Annotated in this window: 24 protein-coding genes; all 24 read right to left on the bottom strand. The window is 43.2% G+C overall.

Features of this window, described 5'->3' with window-relative positions:
• Positions 1-201 precede the first annotated feature (201 nt).
• Complete coding sequence (locus IPJ02_17485; protein MBK7377268.1) at positions 202-360, bottom strand: hypothetical protein; 159 nt, start codon at positions 358-360, stop codon at positions 202-204.
• Positions 357-1,343: a metallophosphoesterase gene (locus tag IPJ02_17480; GenBank protein MBK7377267.1), complete on the bottom strand. Its 987-nt coding sequence runs from the start codon at positions 1,341-1,343 to the stop codon at positions 357-359. Before IPJ02_17480 ends, IPJ02_17485 begins: the two co-directional genes overlap by 4 nt.
• A gap of 23 nt (positions 1,344-1,366) precedes the next feature.
• Positions 1,367-1,801: a lysozyme gene (locus tag IPJ02_17475; GenBank protein MBK7377266.1), complete on the bottom strand. Its 435-nt coding sequence runs from the start codon at positions 1,799-1,801 to the stop codon at positions 1,367-1,369.
• Positions 1,798-2,232, bottom strand: coding sequence for a hypothetical protein (locus tag IPJ02_17470; protein MBK7377265.1), 435 nt, complete (start codon positions 2,230-2,232; stop codon positions 1,798-1,800). The genes IPJ02_17475 and IPJ02_17470 overlap by 4 nt, the downstream gene beginning before the upstream one ends.
• Positions 2,232-2,390 carry a hypothetical protein gene (locus IPJ02_17465; GenBank protein MBK7377264.1) on the bottom strand — a complete coding sequence of 53 codons (159 nt, stop codon included), beginning with the start codon at positions 2,388-2,390 and terminating at the stop codon, positions 2,232-2,234. Before IPJ02_17465 ends, IPJ02_17470 begins: the two co-directional genes overlap by 1 nt.
• Positions 2,387-2,650 carry a hypothetical protein gene (locus IPJ02_17460; protein MBK7377263.1) on the bottom strand — a complete coding sequence of 88 codons (264 nt, stop codon included), beginning with the start codon at positions 2,648-2,650 and terminating at the stop codon, positions 2,387-2,389. The genes IPJ02_17465 and IPJ02_17460 overlap by 4 nt, the downstream gene beginning before the upstream one ends.
• On the bottom strand, positions 2,647-2,880 hold the full coding sequence (locus IPJ02_17455) for a hypothetical protein (GenBank protein ID MBK7377262.1): 234 nt from the start codon (positions 2,878-2,880) through the stop codon (positions 2,647-2,649). The genes IPJ02_17460 and IPJ02_17455 overlap by 4 nt, the downstream gene beginning before the upstream one ends.
• 459 nt (positions 2,881-3,339) lie before the next feature.
• Positions 3,340-3,594, bottom strand: a complete 255-nt coding sequence (locus IPJ02_17450) for a hypothetical protein (protein MBK7377261.1) — start codon at positions 3,592-3,594, stop codon at positions 3,340-3,342.
• 16 nt (positions 3,595-3,610) lie between these two features.
• Positions 3,611-5,788: a hypothetical protein gene (locus IPJ02_17445; GenBank protein ID MBK7377260.1), complete on the bottom strand. Its 2,178-nt coding sequence runs from the start codon at positions 5,786-5,788 to the stop codon at positions 3,611-3,613.
• 1 nt (position 5,789) lies between these two features.
• On the bottom strand, positions 5,790-7,970 hold the full coding sequence (locus IPJ02_17440; GenBank protein MBK7377259.1) for a hypothetical protein: 2,181 nt from the start codon (positions 7,968-7,970) through the stop codon (positions 5,790-5,792).
• A gap of 1 nt (position 7,971) precedes the next feature.
• The gene (locus IPJ02_17435) at positions 7,972-8,673 is read right to left on the bottom strand and encodes a hypothetical protein (protein MBK7377258.1); all 702 of its coding nucleotides are present in this window, start codon (positions 8,671-8,673) and stop codon (positions 7,972-7,974) included.
• Positions 8,670-10,886 carry a hypothetical protein gene (locus IPJ02_17430; GenBank protein ID MBK7377257.1) on the bottom strand — a complete coding sequence of 739 codons (2,217 nt, stop codon included), beginning with the start codon at positions 10,884-10,886 and terminating at the stop codon, positions 8,670-8,672. The genes IPJ02_17435 and IPJ02_17430 overlap by 4 nt, the downstream gene beginning before the upstream one ends.
• 83 nt (positions 10,887-10,969) lie before the next feature.
• The gene (locus IPJ02_17425) at positions 10,970-12,637 is read right to left on the bottom strand and encodes a hypothetical protein (protein ID MBK7377256.1); all 1,668 of its coding nucleotides are present in this window, start codon (positions 12,635-12,637) and stop codon (positions 10,970-10,972) included.
• Positions 12,634-12,837, bottom strand: a complete 204-nt coding sequence (locus IPJ02_17420) for a hypothetical protein (protein ID MBK7377255.1) — start codon at positions 12,835-12,837, stop codon at positions 12,634-12,636. Before IPJ02_17420 ends, IPJ02_17425 begins: the two co-directional genes overlap by 4 nt.
• A gap of 86 nt (positions 12,838-12,923) precedes the next feature.
• Positions 12,924-13,307: a hypothetical protein gene (locus IPJ02_17415; GenBank protein ID MBK7377254.1), complete on the bottom strand. Its 384-nt coding sequence runs from the start codon at positions 13,305-13,307 to the stop codon at positions 12,924-12,926.
• Positions 13,307-13,741, bottom strand: coding sequence for a hypothetical protein (locus IPJ02_17410; protein MBK7377253.1), 435 nt, complete (start codon positions 13,739-13,741; stop codon positions 13,307-13,309). Before IPJ02_17410 ends, IPJ02_17415 begins: the two co-directional genes overlap by 1 nt.
• A gap of 49 nt (positions 13,742-13,790) precedes the next feature.
• Positions 13,791-14,225, bottom strand: coding sequence for a hypothetical protein (locus IPJ02_17405; protein ID MBK7377252.1), 435 nt, complete (start codon positions 14,223-14,225; stop codon positions 13,791-13,793).
• The gene (locus tag IPJ02_17400) at positions 14,222-14,827 is read right to left on the bottom strand and encodes an HK97 gp10 family phage protein (GenBank protein ID MBK7377251.1); all 606 of its coding nucleotides are present in this window, start codon (positions 14,825-14,827) and stop codon (positions 14,222-14,224) included. Before IPJ02_17400 ends, IPJ02_17405 begins: the two co-directional genes overlap by 4 nt.
• Positions 14,827-15,165 carry a phage head closure protein gene (locus IPJ02_17395; GenBank protein ID MBK7377250.1) on the bottom strand — a complete coding sequence of 113 codons (339 nt, stop codon included), beginning with the start codon at positions 15,163-15,165 and terminating at the stop codon, positions 14,827-14,829. The genes IPJ02_17400 and IPJ02_17395 overlap by 1 nt, the downstream gene beginning before the upstream one ends.
• Positions 15,165-15,737 carry a hypothetical protein gene (locus tag IPJ02_17390; protein ID MBK7377249.1) on the bottom strand — a complete coding sequence of 191 codons (573 nt, stop codon included), beginning with the start codon at positions 15,735-15,737 and terminating at the stop codon, positions 15,165-15,167. The genes IPJ02_17395 and IPJ02_17390 overlap by 1 nt, the downstream gene beginning before the upstream one ends.
• A 63-nt stretch (positions 15,738-15,800) precedes the next feature.
• Positions 15,801-17,033 carry a phage major capsid protein gene (locus IPJ02_17385; GenBank protein ID MBK7377248.1) on the bottom strand — a complete coding sequence of 411 codons (1,233 nt, stop codon included), beginning with the start codon at positions 17,031-17,033 and terminating at the stop codon, positions 15,801-15,803.
• Between the two features lie 5 nt (positions 17,034-17,038).
• A complete protein-coding gene (locus IPJ02_17380; protein MBK7377247.1) occupies positions 17,039-17,401 on the bottom strand; it encodes a hypothetical protein in 363 nt (120 codons plus the stop codon).
• The gene (locus IPJ02_17375; protein MBK7377246.1) at positions 17,376-17,834 is read right to left on the bottom strand and encodes an HK97 family phage prohead protease; all 459 of its coding nucleotides are present in this window, start codon (positions 17,832-17,834) and stop codon (positions 17,376-17,378) included. Before IPJ02_17375 ends, IPJ02_17380 begins: the two co-directional genes overlap by 26 nt.
• Before the next feature lie 211 nt (positions 17,835-18,045).
• A complete protein-coding gene (locus tag IPJ02_17370; GenBank protein ID MBK7377245.1) occupies positions 18,046-18,705 on the bottom strand; it encodes a hypothetical protein in 660 nt (219 codons plus the stop codon).
• Positions 18,706-18,728: the final 23 nt, after the last annotated feature.

Raw genomic sequence — 18,728 nt, 5'->3', positions numbered from 1 at the left:
CTGTTTTTCTGCTTTCCTGTTCTATTTTGGTTTCGCTCCAATCAGGGTGCTTTAAATGGAAATGCTCATGTAGCATATAAAGTAGGTATCTGTACCCGGTTATCTTTGTATCAATTTCTATTTTATTATCAATGTAGTGAGCCATCCCCCATGCCCGATGCTGTCCTAAATTTCTGATAACAACTTTTGTCTTTTGTTTATTCACTTCTTTGGATATTTCCTTTTAGTATCTGAAACGGTTTTATTTATTCTTATGCTATTCTGCTTACTTAATTCATCCAGTAAAGCCCTTAATTCAATTACAACTAAAGGGTATGGCTCATCTTTAACAGCATTAAGTATCTTTTCCTTTATTGTCATAGTACTTTGCCTTTGTAAATTCTTTTATTCCTTACCTCAAAATCTTTGTTACCCATATCAACAATAGCAAAGCCTAAGTTCCATTTATTGATTGGCATATATTCCGGATGAAGTTCGCAAAGGCATCCGGTACTCCACGTTGTTGTTATCTTGCCATTCATATCGCTTTCTGTGTGTTCGCTGGATTGATGGTTATGGCCTTGTATTGCGCTTGTTTTTCCCCTTAAAAATAACCCCCTTGCTACGTTAACCGGGTTAAAGAACCCTGTGGCAAATTCGTGTCCATGAATTATATTCAGCCCGTTTGCATGGATAATTCTTTTATCACCTATTATTTCAATCCCGTTTGCCCTTGCTTTAATTATATTTTCAAGTTCAAACTCATCTACCCCTACCAGTTCCTTTGCCTTCATAAATAGAAAATGTAGGTAGCGTTCTTCATGGTTCCCTATCTTAAAATAAAGTTTTGAGTATGGGAATTGTTTTTTAATTATTTCAATTAACTGTTTGAATGTATCTAATTCACCGGCAAAACTTCTTTTGCGTGGGTCTTTACAGAATTTAGACAGGCCGAAGAAATCTAAGGTATCACCATTTAGTAATATAGCATCCGGTTTTTCTTTTTTTGCAAAATCAAATACGCAAGTCAAGGCATCAATAGAGTGGTATGGTATATGTATATCCGATAATAACAAAAGCCTTTTAGCTTTTAGCTTAAAAGGCTTGTAATCTACTTCGTCTGATTTAGGTAAATGATACGGGTTTAATGTTCGTGGTTCATTTGTTAAATAACTTTTATCACTAACCACTTTGCGATTCCTTTTGCCATATTGACCTTCTATATACCTTAATATAGACCTTGCGTTTTCTACATTACTAAACAGTGGATTATTTTCTTTGTACATAATCCTTGCAAGTTTTAAATTTGGAAAGTTCGGGTATTTCCCCCTATACTCCCTTGCTAATTCGGCTTTTGATTGCATAAATTATTTTAAAAACAAACTACTTATGCGAAGAAAATTTTTAGTTCTTTTTCCCGCCTGTTTGTAAGGCCTTGCACCACCTTGCCGCCCGCCCTATTCCATCTTAACCATGCCTCACGTATATCGCCTTGCCCTGACTTGATCCGTTTAAGCATTGTTGACGTACTGAGCGCCCTGTCCCCGATATTGTACATGAGCAAAAGCAGGGCATCATATTGGTTCTGTGTTAACCCGGTAACAAGTTTATTTAACCTGGCCTCAAAGTCCGCCACGTCATGCCTGGCGTATTCTACGGCCTGTTCCCGTGTGCAGGTATCACCCATCTTTACCGCCTTGCCATCTGGGTACCGTATTGTACCGATCCCGATGGTAGGAATTCCGGCGCTGTCAAGATACGCTTTCAGGCGCAGCCCTTCCAGGTCAACCAGGTAACCATAGAACTTATCCGATGCTGTCATATCGCTTTCATTTTAATAGTTGTCATCCGGTTCCATAGCTTAATGCCCTGCCATACTATCAACGTAATGGCTATGGCCCGCCAGATCCAGTTTTCCGTCCCCCGACGTTTAGATTGCGCCTGCAGGGTGGTTATCCTGGCCTGCATCCGGGCTGTGTCTTTCTGAAGGCCATTTAAGGCGATCTGGGCCAGTTTTAATTTTGCGCTGTCCTCATACCATTTTGTAATTACCCGCTCACGGATGGGCAGCGTGACAGGCACCCGGACGGTTTTAGTAACTATGTTGTTAACGGTATCACGGCGTACCACTTCAAAGGTTGCCGGAATGCTATCCGGGCAGTCAATATAAACCAGTGTATCCCGGTATAGGATGGCTGTATCCGGCCTGAGCAGGTCCGTACATGGGTATTTATCCCGTGCCAGTTTTGCCACTACGCCGGGAAATCATTGCCTTGTTTACCTGCTGTTCGGCTTTCTTTGCCGTGTAGCAGCCGGTAAAAGCAGGATAAGATCAGTATGGCTGCAATGATGAGCAGTGCCGACATATTGTAGTTAGGCTTCCTGTTGCGGTACATTTGAATATATGTCATACGTCTTTTTTTGGTTCATCTTCTTTTTGCGGCGGGGTACCCCGTACCAATGATACCACCTGAGCAACGGTTGCCACGCCGGACATGATACCGATAAATATAAGCAGGCTATGCAGCGTATCGGGTATGTACTGAGGATGAACTACAGCCACCTTTACACAGATAAAGCATACCACCGCCGTACAAGCGACAGCAATAAACCGCTTGTGGCTTATCTTGCCGCCTTCACTGAGCATTGAATTGAAAAAATTGTCTTTCATAAATGTTTTATTTGTTCCTTAATAATATCCAGTTCACGCTCAATCAAATTGATTTTCCCTGTATCTGTTTCTAGTTCCTTCATCTTTTCTTTTAGCCTGTCAATCTCAAAAATAAGTGTTAGCTTATCCTTTTTATCAGTAAGGAACTTACCAAGCGTCCAGGTTATCCCACCTAATATTATAGCAAATATGCTTAAAACAGTAAGGACGGTACTAAGCTCTACTTTCATTATGCCTGTTTTGGATAAAGTGATAAGTTCTTTTCTCCCACATATCCAAACCCCGGCTGCAACTTCTTTTTTCCGTTACAGTTCTTATGAACCGTAAAACAAGAGCCACCGAACAAAGCGGGAACCTTCGCACAAAATAATGAACTGTAAGCAATAAAGCAATAGCGCCTACTATAACCTGAAACAGGATATTGTACAAATTGTCCTGCTGAACGACCATGTAATTAACTGCAAATAATATCTCAGCCCATGCCGAATATCTGCTTACCGCACATAACCTGAACCAATAAGTAAACGCCAGCAGGAACACAGCGAACAATACGTTTGTGCCAAAAAAAGTATTTAGATAAAAACCAGCCCGGATATATCCGTCATACCATACAAACGAAAGCAGGTTAACAATAACCTGGCACGATACCAGTATCACCGGGAAGTATATTATGAATAGCTTTACTTTCTTCATCTTGGTTTTGTTGTTCCTACCGTTCCGCTACCGATCTTTTTAAAGATGGTTGCTTTGTTTGATGTTATTGAAAACCCAGTAGGTATAATGAGTACGATCAGCGATGCCACCGTTTCTGCCTGGTCAAGTGTTTCCCATGTGATTGCCTCTTCCGGGCCAGCCCATTGACAGTTTTCAAATACGGGGCAATATGTTTTCAGATACAAGTCTGTGCTTTCATTGATTTTTACTACGAATTGATTTTGTGCCATTGTGTTTTATTTAAAGTTAATTAATAATTTGATATTCAACGTAACTTTTACCGCCTATTGCTGTTATTGCACTTGCTGTTATTTCACTTGCAAACCGGGCAATTACAGTACCGTTTGCTGAAGGTTGTATAATGCCTTCAATTATGGCTATATTGTTTGTCGTCAATGATGATGCGTTAGATGCCGCCGGTAGGTTATACCCGGCAAGGGCTGCGTTGTTTGTTATTGCCGTTGCTGTTGTTGGATACTGTGACCTATAATTGACAAACGTAGTTGCAGGACCGTTGATACTCCAGCGTGACCCCGTTGTAGTAGCAGCAGATGAATACACTATAAAGAATTTGAATGAGTATTTTGAACCGGCAACAACCGGGAATGAAAGACCTGTAACATCTGCTATCGTATTAGCAACGGCATTGTTATTAATAACATCGCCCGGAAGCCATACCCGGGAAGCACCTGCACCACTTACAACTAAGTCTCCACTACCCAATAATGTAGTGCCGTTTACTGTCTTGATATTTGTACCTGAAACAAGTGTTGCCTGTTTACCGGATAATGCTGCTGAAAGATTTGCATTATCTGTGGGCTGTCCTGTAAGTCCTGCGAATGTAGCAGATGCGGTAATACCAGTTATACCGGCCCCGTTGCCAATGAAGTTACCTGCCGTAACAGTACCGATTATTTCAGCATCTTTTTCAACGTATAACTTAGCATTGTTGAGCATATCCATACCGGCATACATATTACGCCATGCGCCATATCCTTTTACCAATGCCCCATTGTTCCCATTGTAAACAATAGCCCGGTAGTTAAGCCATATTGGCGGCTGAAATTCTTCTGTGTATGGTGAAAATATTTCTGCCTTAGCATTGGGATTCTTAACACATATAGGGCCACCTGAATAGTACCGGGTGCTGCTATTCCATACCACAGATGTCATTTGCGTTACTTCCATCCAGTATGTAGGTGAAATATCGGGCTGCTTGTTGTAGTTGCTGTCTGTGGCATCGCCATAATACCCGTCATGCCCCGGTAATGCTACATACCACTTGCCACCATACGATACTACTGAACTACCACCTACTGCCTGAACACCATTGAACGCAAAATGTGGTTGATGGTAAGCGTTACCTAAAAAACCGTTATCAAATACACCCCACCTTTCATTTTGGGAAAAATCGCACTCATTTATTCGTATGGTGCTGGCATCGCATCCCTCAATAAACATACCGTTGGTTGCATAGTGAACCGTTACGGCTTCGATGTTTGAGAACGCAGCGTTGCCGTAGTTGTTATTATCCCCGGAAGGTGGGGTAGCGCAGGCTGAAATATGGATGCCGTTCCCATCGTATTGGTCTATGGTTATGTTGTATAAATTTGTCGTTGCACCTATCGTTATGCCGTGCTTTGTGTTGTTGTTCGCCCCGTTTGCACCGGCTATCCGTAGGTTACGGATGTTTACATTTATACCGCTACTTCCGTTAAGATATTTAACGACAATACCGGGTTTGTTTTGTGGGAAGTAAAACCGTGTTTTCGGGTTTTTGTATGTACCATCTCCGGTGATGGTAACATCCCAATCAATTAAAATACTGTCGGAGAAATAATATCTGTTATAAACAGGCTCCAACGTGCTGTCATACGGGAAGTAGATAACCCGGTACTGTGGATGCTTTTTTGAATATGCTTTTATGGCCGTAAATATTGGCAGATTATCTGTCACTTCATTATCCGACTTCGCCCCGTACCATTGGGCGTTAAGTATGTTTGAACTGGTCTGCCTTACCCATTTACCACCGATGCCGTCCTGAAATACCATGCCGTTGTCTACTGCATAACTGCCGGTGTATTTAATAAACCTGCCGCCCCGGATGGCATCGGTTATGATAAGCACATCTGCCGCCGAATTTGATAGTGTTGATATTTCACCAACGGTTGCAAGCACTTCAACCGATCCAAGCGATATGCCGTTTACGTTCTCAACGTTTATAAACTTCCGGGTGTCGTCCTTCCCCATCGGGATAATGTTCCCGTACCTACGGATGTAATTTGTGTCCCATACGCCTGTCTTCCCCCATGTAGTATCGAATGTTGCCTGTGCGTTTTTCCTTATCTGTCTGATATAATAATCCGGTGACTGCGCTGATATAACCACCGGCAAAAAAAGAATTATTGTTAATAGTTTTCGCATATTATTGTATGACGTGGTAATGGAATTTATATTCTGTTGCGTTTGCCGGTGGTACGCCTGAACTTGTGTTTAAAGTAAATGTTGTAGTTGTTGAATTAATAAAAAAATCACCGGACGAAGCGAATAAATCTGCTGCATTAAGATTTGATGGACTAAATACAACATACGGGGCAGAGCTAAAAGCTGTCGCAAATGTTACGGTACAAAACACAGCACCCGTAGTAGGGTCTGTATCCGTTGTAACTGTTATTTCACCCGCCAAGTCTGTCCCCGTTATTGATACCGTTGGCGATGTTCCTGCACCTGCGCCTCCTGCAATGGCTGGGGTTGAACCGCTACCTTTAATTTGAGGAACTGATAACAGACCCGACCCGAATGTAAAAGTAGATACGTCAGTTAATCTGCCGTTGGGTGTATTGTAAGGAACCCGTCCCGATGTAAGGGGAATATCATTCAGCGTAATTTCTTTTGTAGCGGTACCGGTATTGATCACAAAATATAGCTTATCAGTTACCTTCCATATATCTCCTGCGTTAGGTGAAGATGGTGCAACTCCATCGCCTATGCGAATTGATGCAACACCTGTTGTTGATGCGGCTACATGAGCCCATGCGGTTGGCGTTAATCCCAATGAACCGAAGCCAAACTTACCCGATGTCAAAAAGTTATCTGTCCCTGTGGGGTTGGCAAGTATGGTATTACCCCCTGCACTGAATAACAACCAATCGTATGATGAACCCGCTACCGCTCTTGTCGTTAACCCATACAGGCTGCTTCTGAATATTGACCCGTTAACAGCAGACCCATAGTTTTTATGACCTGTAAAAGATAAGTACCCACTATCTAAAGCCACAGCACTTGAAGCTGCTGTATAGGTAAGGTTTGCATCACCTGTTAATGTATTGCTTCCACTACCGTAACCAAGATATGTGGCTGTAAGGGACCCCCCCGTTGCGCTCAATGCCCCGCTACTCAAACTCAACCCTGAACCTATGGTTATGTAGCCGACTTCCCCTCTATCTGCGCCAGCCGTTGAAGTCCACCCAATTAATTGATTTTGGGCTGTGTTGTTTATGAGGGTATCTATTATTAGTAATCCTGTATACGGTTTTATATTTATACCTATGCTTCCTGAAAGATCTATGCTATTTTGAAGTAAATCAGTAAATTCAATACTGCCATTTGTTGATTCAACAGTAAAGTTTCCCATAGTGCCAAACTCAAAATCAAATCCTCCCCCATTAATTACATTACCCGCCGTCAGCGTACTTCCTGCTGTTATGGCGTTTTGGAAGGTATGGGTAGTCCAGGTAGGCGCTGCTGCTGATCCGGCAGACTTCAACACATACCCCGAAGTACCGTAATCGGGCGATGCCCCGATACCAAGTGCCCCGGATGTATTAACAGTAAACCGGCGCACGTCATTTGTCTTTATAGGGAAGTCCACGTTATCGGTTGTGCCTATGAAGTCCGTTGATGTATCAATACCGGTATTACCTGTGGTATGCCATACCGTTGCGACCGATGGCAGGATATATCCATACGATACCCCTACCTTCCAGTAAAATAACGAATCCCCGGAAACCGTAACGCTGTCAACCTTGCCATCAAGCAGCCCGATGATCCCGGATGAATCAATGGCCAGCGCCCGCCAGCAGGTGCAGTCTGTGTAATACCCATAAAAAGTATTGTCCGATGTTTTATACCGTATCTGAGCCCTGGTGGATGGCTCCCTTCCTACAACCGTGTCCCCTTCAGGAACGATAAAAGAACTGTCCACCTTCAAGTGATTAAACACAGTAGGCCGCTCAGGGGCATATAGTACCGTATTGGCAAGGGTGGTGAATGTGTAAGCCCCTATTGTCTGTGATACGGATCCTGACCCGCATATCGTTTTGTAATAGTAGTAATACTGCGTTGCCGCCTGTAAGCCGGTCAAGTTCCTTAGCGCCGTAGATGGCACAGAGGATGACGTAGCTGTATCAGTCTGGCCCACCCGAACGTACCGTAGTTGAAGGCTGGTAGGGGCACCGGAAAAATGAGCCACCGTACCGTTAACCCGTACCGTATTAGCTGTGATAAGCGATACGGCATTACTTCGTACCGTATCTTCATCTGCGCATACCTGCCCATAAGCCACACCGTACAATAAAGAAATTACAACAAATAGTATCTTTTTCATCTTAAACATTTTGGTATAAAACATAAGGTGGCGTTTCACCGTCCTCAAATGGGAACGGCCAGGTAAAATCTCCATCAGATCCATTGTCCTCATACAGCACTTCATTGCCCACCGGTGTCCCTGTTGTTATTATGTCGCTTGATCCCCTTCCGTCACGGTGTACGCTTAATATTGTCTTATTGGCAAGGCCGGTGGCCGTCCAGGTATAAGCGCCTGTTGTTGCCGGTGCTGTATCCCCGGCTGCTGGGTATCTGTACACGATTCCGTCTGTTGGTGATGGCGGGGTGAAAACTTGTGTTATTGATCCTGTGCCCTTCAAAGCGATACTGAATGTAGCTATGCCATCAAAGCTGCCCGTATCGGTTGAATTGACAATATAAAAATACGCTTCTTTTGTGTAAACATCGCCATCCCTGGACGTTTGCGTAAACCGGCAAAGGATCTTTGTCTTTGCCAGTTGAAGTGCCTGAAGGTCAGGTAGCGTCAATCCGCTTGCTTCATTTAGCGATATTATGCCTTCGATCGAAGCGCTGAATGTGTGAACCGTTGGTTTGAACGTACGATAATTACCAGATCCCGTAACCGTTGTTTCAATCAGTTCTGTATCAATGCTCATATTACCACTTCTGGCACACATATACGGCTTCCATTGCCCGTCATCGTATAGGTAAAAAACCATATCCTCACCAAGTACTTTACTCATGTTGTGCTGTATATGTAGTTAAAAGTATAATCAGGATCGAAGGCCGGATCATTATCATCATACAACTCCCACAGTGTGCCGTCATACCTGTTATTTTTATAGTCTATTGTCAGCAGCCCAAAGGTATAGTTTTTTGTTGGCGTGAATGACATCCGGGCTATTGACAGAAGCGAAACGGGCAGATTGTTCTGCCATAACCCATTAAACCCGCCTTCAAACTTAGCCCTTGTTTTTTGCTTCCATGTAAGCTCATCCAGCGTGGTCAGTTCACCAAGTACCCATCCGTTTGCATCGGCAGGATAACGCCAGGCGGTTGTGCGGTCTTGAAGCAGTCCTGTTTTAGTGGTAAGGAATAATGTTCCAGCGATTGAATTGCGTGGACTGTCGTCCATGTGCAACATCATATCACTATTGTTTTTTTTATTTACGTCCTGTTCCTGTTTATGGATATGGCCTGTAATCTTTGATGTATCATTGATAAATGGTGTAACTTCCAACCTTATATCTTTGTAATGTGTTTCCCTGCTGTTATTTGCGGGCAACGCTGTGGCAATAGAAAGGTAACAAGTTACCAACCCGGAAAAAGGAATAGGTGAAGAAATTATATCAACGCTATGCCATTGGTTAGTATTGTCCCCACTATCAACACTGTAACTAAATCCAAGTGTAGACAGCCAATCTCCGTTATCAACAGGTAATTCGTCAACGTACCTATAAAGGGACCCATCAAATAATTGAACAGTAAACACAGTGACTACCAACCCTGGTTGGCTGATATTAGTCCTGAATGAAAAAGAAAACTTTAACTTATCATTCTCATTAACCTCAAACGCTGTGCCTGCAACGGCTCGTCTGTCATCAAAGGCAGTACCTCTTGCAACAATATACCTTTCTAATTCGTTTCCGGTAGCCGTATCATAAACAACACGAATAAATCTCGTGCAAGCCGGTGTACTCCATGCGCCCTCCCAAAATTTTGCAACATACTCTTTATACGTTCTTCCGCTTGATTGATACTCGGTAATTAAATCGCCAAGTATTTGCAGATCGTAGTTTTGCAACAGGTATTTAGGCTGCACATAATCAAACTGCTTCCGGGTGAACTTATATCCTCTTACCCCACCCTGTATTAATTCATACTCAGGCTGGGTAAGTTCAGGCTCCGGCCCGATGTTTACTATATTGCTGAACGTATCTGTACCAATAAAGGCAAATGTTTCATCATACACAAAAGCATTTATTGAATTACTTACTTTACGGGCCTCATCCCAGCATACTATATTCCAGCATCCGTTTGCCTGAAACAACGTACAACGGAATGTGGTTAATATACGGGTAAGTGTTTCATAACAGTTCAGGTATGTTTCACCTGTAATGAATGTCTGGCTGTCAATCAGCGTTTGGTCAAGTGTGCTTAAAGTATTATCCTGCCTATACTCATAAATGTTCAAAAAAATATTGAGTACAAGCGGCAGGTTTGTTTGTCCCAAACAACAGGCTATAATTGAAAGCAGGCTGTTTCTTTGTAGCAGGTCTATTTCCCCGGTAAGATATATCGTTTCATCGCCGTAAGCGATACCGCCAGTGGTTGTGGTAGTTGTTATTGTCCAGTTGTACCCGATGGATGAAATTACTGTATCTTCTTTTACGGCTGTATCAATTATATATGTACCTCCGCCTATCTCAATAGTATTACCGGCCTGTGGGTAAAAAGCTGTAGATGCTACATAAACGTAAACAACTGTATCAACTCCGTTTGTCCGGCGTACCGCATAGAATGACCGGCGAACGTCTGCATCCGAAAGTATTACCCCTTTTAGCAGGCCAAGGTTATCGGTTGCTGACAGCGTTATTTCATGCCCGAAGTCAACCATGCCTTCGTAGAAGTCATCCTGAACCAGGAACCCTATAAAAATAATATTGCTGTTTTCGTCAAGTAACTGCACCTGAACCCCGTCATCATCCTCCGATTGGAAGGAGCTGATCGGGATATTGCCTTCATTTATAAGCCGTATATCAAGCGATTGACCTTTAATAGCTGCGTTCGGTTCGTCAACCGTACAACGCTGTATTACCGTAGTGCCACCACCCGTAAGAGTGGCAACCTCCCCCGCATAGTCTTTAAACAGGAACTTCAATGTGTAGTCCCTGGATGGATTATTGTCATCCTGTACGCTGGTAAATTGTGTTTGGTATTTTAAACCGTATGGCATATATTTGACTTCAGTTAGTACTGAGTTATTTGGGTATTACAATGGTTGTTTACAAAAATCTACCCCTGTTTCCACAGGGGTTTTTAATTATCTCTGCCCATTTTAGCATCAACCCTATCTAAGAATATTCTGAACTTTGCACCCTCATAAGCTATAGACGGCAAAAGTGTTATTTCACTCCCACCATATGCTTTAAATTCATTGTTCGGCTGAACGGATGACCCTTTTGGCAGATACACCATTTCGGGCCCACGTTCGCCAACCAATGCAGTACCACCACCGAAATTGCGTACGCCGGTAGCGAAGGCCTTTTGCTTACTCACTGCATTTTGTAATGCTGCTCCAAGTGCCGTTATTGCAACACCAACCGCAATACCCACAACCGGGTTAGAAAACCCTATTTTTTTAAGTATTGCCAACTGAACATTCGCCTCTATAATTTTTTGGCCAATAGCCTTTAACCCACCTGCCAATGATTTTACAATACCTGAAAATGCACCGTCAATACTTACCCCGGATAAAGCGTCTCCAATAGCTTCACCAAGCCCCGAGAACGCATCTACAAATACACTTTTAATAATAGCATTCACCTGGTCGGCAAGTTCTATCGCCGCCTTATTTATCCCAGCCGGATCAGTCTTAAACTGTGGCTGCACGTTAACAACGATCTTGCTGGTAAACTCTTTATCCTCAATATCTTTAAAAAGATTGCGGAGACTGTTTATATAAAAGCGTGGATCTTTCGGAGGTTCAATTTTTATTTTATCAGCCTTTACCTTTATTTCAGGTAATTTAACCGTTTCGCTTAATTTAAAAAGCTGCTGTGTTAAATTATCAATCTGGTTTGTCAGGTTATTAAGTTCGGCAGCAGCCTGCTGTGCTGTTATATTTGTACCAAGTATCTTTTGTGTTTTAAACACCTGGTCTGCCAGTTCTTTTTGTGCCTTCGCCGCCTCCAGGGATGTAGCTGAGAAGTCTTTTAATGGCTTATTGAATGTACCTTGTGTTGATGCAAGTATCTTCTGTAATTCAAGTTGCCTGGCAATCTTTTCTTCTAACTGAGATTGAAGTATTTTAGCAGTAATTACATTCTGCAGGTTAGCAACGTATGCTTTGTACGCATTATCCAGCCCGATGACAGCACCTTGTTCTAACTTCAGGTTCTTAAATATCTCAGGTTGAATATCCTGAAGTTCTTTAATGGCAGATAGTTTTCTATCCCTTGTTTCATTTTCATTTTTAAGAACCCCGATCAGTCCTAAAACCTCGGTTTGTTCCCTTGCCACTTCATCGGTTGACTGCCTTAAAAAGTCTGTGTACGTCTTTACCTTCCGGCCCGCCTTTTCAGCCTCATCACCGGAACGGAAAAACCCATTCATTGCCAGTACTGAAAGTATAGATGTGGCAGCAGATACGGCAAGTGCCAACCCACCTGCGCCGGCCAAGCTGCTGGCAAGTGCCTGGAAAGCACCTTTTGTGCTTCCTGTTTCTACCTTCAATCTTTGAAATGATTCCAGTAACGGGTCTATGTTATTTGCAATACCTATGATGCCGAAAGGGGCATCCTGAACAACCCGGGAAAAGTTTGATAAAGCAGTGGTGGCCTGAGATGAACCACCTTTTAATTTAACCATAGCACTATCTGCCTTTGCAGCAGCTACAGCAGTACCAGCAAGTTGCGCCTGTACCTTTTTAAGCCCTGCCTCAGCCCCGGCAACCTCCGCCCCTATGACTATTTTTATATCGCTCATTTATCGCCTGAAAATTTAAGTTTTATGCCGTGTGCCTTTTCGATCTGCGCCCTCAGGTTCCTGACCTCTTCAGCACTACCCCAAACCTTTTTAATAACGTCCTGCTGGTGTTTCTTCGGTAGCGGCCATGACCGGTTAAAATCCTCACTCTTAACGTAACCAGCCGATGCAAACTGAGCCACGTTACGCATCAGCATCATGTGGTTTTCCTCTTTACGATAATAGCCCTCGACCGCATAATAAAACGATTCCGGGCTACTTACTAACAAATCATGTTCTGTCCATCCTAAACATCCACAGGCGACCCTGTAACACTCGGCTCTGTAGTCACTTCCGCTAATTTTTTTTTATCATTTTCTTCAACCAGCTTTTTAAACACGGATGATTCCTTAAATGCATCTGCAATCTTTAAAGCCGTATCCTTATCCAGTTCATCCACCCATTCGCAAACATCTTCAAACGTGGCAGGCACTTCAACACCGTTAACCGTCTTTGTTAATTCCTCACCTTTCACATAGCAGTTTGACTTCAACCCTCCCCATGCTGTTGCATATCCGGCTGTTGCAGCGTAGTTCTCAAAATCAACCTTATCCTGCATCCACATAATTGCTCCCTGGTTGAATTTTAAACCACGTAACCGCCCTCCTATTTCTACCTGTATGTAACTCATTATGAAGTTGCGGTTGTGTGGCTCATAACACCGTAAACGGCTATAGCCCCGGTGAATTTAACAATATCATTTACTGAACCGGATTTTTTAAGTTCGCTTATAAATCCAGTCCCGTAATCAGTTTCATCACCAATTTGAGGAACCAGCTTACCTACTTTCCAGTCTATAGTTTCCTCCGTTGTCCATAAATCTGTTAAATCATCTGTGCTGATATTCCCGGTAGATGGATCCTCCATAACCTGACCTGAAAAAGTAACACCATTCTGTTTTACTCCCGGATAACTATCGGGGCCGCAAAAAGAAGCAGCATCAATAACATTTGTTGACCGGTCAACATTGAACTCTGTTAAGCAAATAACCGGGGTGAAAGTAACGCCACCGTCCCGGCTGATAAACAGAACCATGTCGTTAGCTGAAATTTTATGCTCTGCCATGTTTTAATTTTTTATAAAGTTAACAATTTTTGCAACATCGTTGCATTTTTTATGAAATATCTGACCGTAAATAAATCTTGTGTCCAAATGTCAATACCCGGCTTTGGTACACCCTGTTTGCCTGGGATATAGGCGGAGGGCTCACGTCATTCAAAAGCCTGGTTGAAATGATCTGCATCCCGTCTGCTGTCAATATCCCGGATGGGTTAGGCAGTACCCTGTTAAATACCTCTCTGGCAATCAAATCAGCCGTCAATCCGCTGTTACTCCCGTCCGTCCATGTCTGTATCTCCACCGTTACCGTTGTATCCGTATCGCTGCTGTTCATTGTGGAAGCGTCCGTATTAGTGATTGACCGAATGATGATATAAGTATCCGGAGATACCGTTGCAGGTACAGCCCCGTAAAATGCCACTACTCCAGGTATGCACTCATTAAGTGCCGTTTGGTAAGCTATCCGCAAAGAGTAATTAACGTCAATCATAGCTTTATGGCATTAAGTTCTTTTACCAGTATGGGTATGTTTGTGTTAACAGCCGGGTATAAATACGGCTGTGCCGGTATGCCTTCCCTGAGTATCTTCAAAGCAATGGCATACGCTGCCTGCCTGTTCTGCTGTGCCTGCACATCCTTAGACCCTGTCCTACGGCGTGACTTAACGCTGTATGTACCGGTAACGCCTATTTTACCGGCAAACCCGTTACCTAATCCTTTACGCCTTACCCATTCAGTTATCCTCAATACCATTTCTTCAAATGATCCACCACGTCCACCTTTTGCACGTGCAGCTACTTGCCGCCAGTCTGCAGGCAATGATGAAACGTACTGAGCAGCGAATTTTCTGGTGCCGAACTCCAGGTAAGCAGCGTAATCAACCGAACAACCTACCGTTACTGCCAGGCGGGAAGGTTCCTGAAATATAGCACCCTTTAAATGGCCTTCGTCAACCGGTGCATTTTGTTTAGCAGCAAGTTCAACCCTCAGCCCAAAATTATTAAAGCAAGCCTGTACTTGTGGTTCATACTTTTTAATATCGAACCTGGCCAGTGCCTTTTCTAACCCTTCTATTCTTACTGATTGCGCCATTATGAAATATCTACAAATGTGTCTGTTCTTGAAAATTGTAACACCATAAACCTTTTCATTCCCTCTGTTTCAATACTTACTGATCCGCAAGTACATACCTGTCCTTCGTATATCATCTTCGTTGTACTCTTAAACCGGCTATCAAACCGTACCCGAACACGATAATTATACGCTGTCAGATCCTGCGACTGTGCATTGTAAGTGTTTCCTGATCGGTCATTTATCTCAGCCCATGCGTTCCATTGTTCAATAACGGTATCCGTTACACCACCACCAGCATCAACCGTGTATGATTCATTCTGAAATAATGGGTATCTATTAAATTTACCGATAGGCATTACTTACGGATTAATGGGTTAAGAATAAACCTTACGTCAGGCGAAATTCCTTTGTTCTCATCTCCCCTGTTCTCAAACAAATAAAGCGTCTGCATCTTAACAGCAGTTACAATGTTTTCAGGGCAAGTTGTGTAACCGCCTGTGTAAGTCATATCTATAAATGACAATGTTGGATATTGTAGTTGCTTAAACAGATTTCCGGTAACTTTATAATCAGTAGTTGGTATTTCGTTCCCATCTATATCATTAACATCTGATATTGTCCCAATAGGACCATATGGTAAGAATATACCACCGTTTGAATTATTTAATATAACCCTAATTTCTTTTGGTATAAAACTAACCCCTGTATATCTTTCGCACATTATACGGGATGAAGTAATAAGCAATGCAATAAGGCTATTTTCAACTGACGAATCAATCTTACCCCATTCTTTAAATTCAGCCACATCAAACAACTCAGTTACATCGTCATCTATCTCAACGTCCAGCACCTGGTTATACGATGGCCCTTTGGCATTACTGTAAAACCGGTTCCTGTAATAATAATCTTCGTTCCTTGTGTAATCCATTGCTTAAAATTAAAATAGCCCTGCCCAATACTGGACAGGGCCTTATTATGATGCGTGAATCGGTTACGATACTGCGTCAAATGAACCGTAGATGAAGTAATCGTTGCCATACACAGGCAATGCGATCCTTTCTTCGATCCTTACGGTTATCTGGTTTGTCTGTACGTTGGTGCCGTCCTCACGGAAGAACTCAACCCTTGCAGGCTCCCTGGTAATCAGGTTTGCACCCATTGTCCAGTCACCTACCAGGTAATCCAGCGCCCTTTCTGCTGTTGACCTGAACACAGGCACACCGGCAATGAACATCTGGCCACCTATGCGCTCAACCAGGTTAACCGGTAATGTATAATCACCGGAAGTTGATCCTTTGTACAGCCATAATGTGTACCAGTCGGCAGGATTCAACAGGATGCCATTGGCTTCCCTGTTCAGGTTTTCAAGTTGTGATATGGCATTAACCAAGGTTTCAGCCCGGTTTGTTACGGCGGCGGCACCGGCGGTAAAGTTACCTACCGACTGCAGTCCCAAAAGGTTGCTGCCAACACCGTTACCGTCAAGGATCTGCTCATCTTCAACCCTGAGCAGTTTCTCAGGCAGGCGGCTTTGCAGGAACGTGGTCATGCCCTCAACGTCATCCAGCAGGTTAACAGACATTTTCATAAAACCAGCGATCCACTGTGCCCGTACTGAGGTTTCAGTAAGCGCCAGACCGAACTGCGGTTTTAATGCACCTTCGGCAGTTGGTGCAATCGGTGAACCTGATCCAGTGATCTCCTTAACGAAATCAAAGGTCGATTTGTTACCCATACCACCACCGGGTAGTAATTCCCGGATATGCAGCTTACGTTTCGGCAATTCAATGATACCAGGACGTACATACGTTACACTGGCTCCGGCTGTGGTAAATGCATTACCGAAAGTCATGTCTTTCAGGTCAAGCCTCAGTGTTTCACCTTTTTTCAGGTTAGCCAGCTTGTCGGCATTTTCTTTGGCTGCGATTGAAAAAGCCTCATGGAACTGTTTGCCTTCCGTTCCATTTGCTGCAAATCGGCCTTCTTTTACCAGGCGTTCCATATCGGACCAATCATCAACCATTGCTTTGAAATCGGTTGCCAGCTTGCTCAGGGCTGCCGGGCTTACATCTGCTGGAAGTCCTTTAACTTCAGCGATCTTTTTTTCTGCCAGGTCAAGCATCTTTGCTGCCTCTGATTTTGCATTGTCATCGGCTGTTTTCAGTATGGACGCTTTTGTGGTTTCCAGTTCGGCCACAATAAGCGCTTTAATATCTTCTGCCATGTTTTTTAATTTTGTAGTTGTGAGTGAAATGTTTTAAATGCTTCTTTGATCTGATCGGCTATATCTACCGGCTGAGTGACGTTTTTAGTCTGCTCAGTAAGTGTAATGATAACCTGTGTCAATTGCTTATTTTCAATTAAAAGAAGTTCGATTGTTTCGTCTGATGCGGTTGTGTTGGCGCAAAACTTTTCAATGTTTTTCTGCCGGTTAACATAACCCTGTATCACATCTTCCAGCTTCATACCCTTCATTCCAGTCAGCGGAGTGTTCGGGTTAGATCCCCAAGCTGTCAGGCTGCTGCCTTCGTACAGTTTTATATCAGTTAGTTCATACCAGCCTTTGTCAGGGTTCTTTAGTGTACTCTTCATAATCCTGGAGTTGGTTGCGTTTCATCGTTCTGAACCCTATGCTGTGTTCAGTGATCAATCCGCTTTCTACCATCTTCACGAAGTCAGCACCCAATGTATGCGTACCAACTTGTGATTCATATGGAAGCCCCTTTGTATCCTCCCACAGCATTGTTATCTTACCCAATGGCTGAGATGAGTTATGATTCATGAGATGTTTAATACGTGGAGTGGTTGACTGAGGCCCCCATTCCTGTATTGATTTAGTGAAAGCGCCTTTGCGGATTATATCGCCATCGGCATCAACATTATTAAAGGAGGCAAAATAACCGGTAACAATACCTTTCTTACCGTCAACATCTTTTATAGATGCCCCGATATGCCCGGCTTTATAGAGATAGATTTCATTCACGCTTGTAAAATTAGTTTTTAAACAGGCGTAAAATTTTGCCAATACAATGAAAATTACTACTTTGTGTATCAATTATGAGTAACACCGAAATAGTACAGAAACTATCTGAAGGATACACCTCAAAGGAAATAGCTGTTGAATGTGGAGTAAATTACTGGACGTTGAGAAAGCGGATAATTGATTTGAAGGTTCAATGCCTTTGTAAAACCATCCCTCAGTTAGTGGCAAATTTCTTCCGGCGTGGGCTGATAAGTTAGGGTATCCCTGCCACCACACACCTGCAATTGCAACACTCATTTGCACCCCCCGCCTTGTCCCCTGGATGATCCATTAATGATAACCCAACATGAAACTTATCTTCCACCGGTATTACCGTTTGGTTTACTGCTGCGTGGTGCATCCTTACCCGGCTGTCACGGGCTGAGATCCATATCTTTTTAGTAGCGCCGGCTAGTTTTGCATTGATCATTGATCCAGCATTGGCAGCATTTACCGTTTCAGTACGGGCTATCAGCCTTGCACGTTTGGCTGTGAATTCAGGCGCCTCCAGCCGTTTTACTATCTCATCAAATGACCAGCCCTGTAAAGCAGCTTCGCTTAATACTTCCTGAATAAGTCGTTTTGTTGTGTTAGTGATACCTTCTGCATCATTAAGCAGGTCAAACCCAAAATATTGCTGCATGAACGTAACGATCCGTTCACTGAATCCCATTTGACCGGTTGCTTTTGATTGCCTGTATAGTGTTCGTGAATGTCTGGCCCAAACTGATCCTGTCTGTTTATACAGGTCAAGTAAGACAGCATACAAACCACCTGAACGGACATACAACACATCCTTTGTCTGTATGTATTGCTGAACCTGTGCTTTAAGCGCCTTGTTTATTTTAGGTGCATACATTAATTCATACCGCATCTGAAATCTGTGGAATTGTAGCC

The sequence above is a fragment of the Chitinophagaceae bacterium genome (assembly GCA_016710165.1).
GTDB lineage: Bacteria > Bacteroidota > Bacteroidia > Chitinophagales > Chitinophagaceae > Ferruginibacter.
Note: the sequence above shows the minus strand (reverse complement) of the source record. Positions and strands in the feature narration are given on the sequence as shown.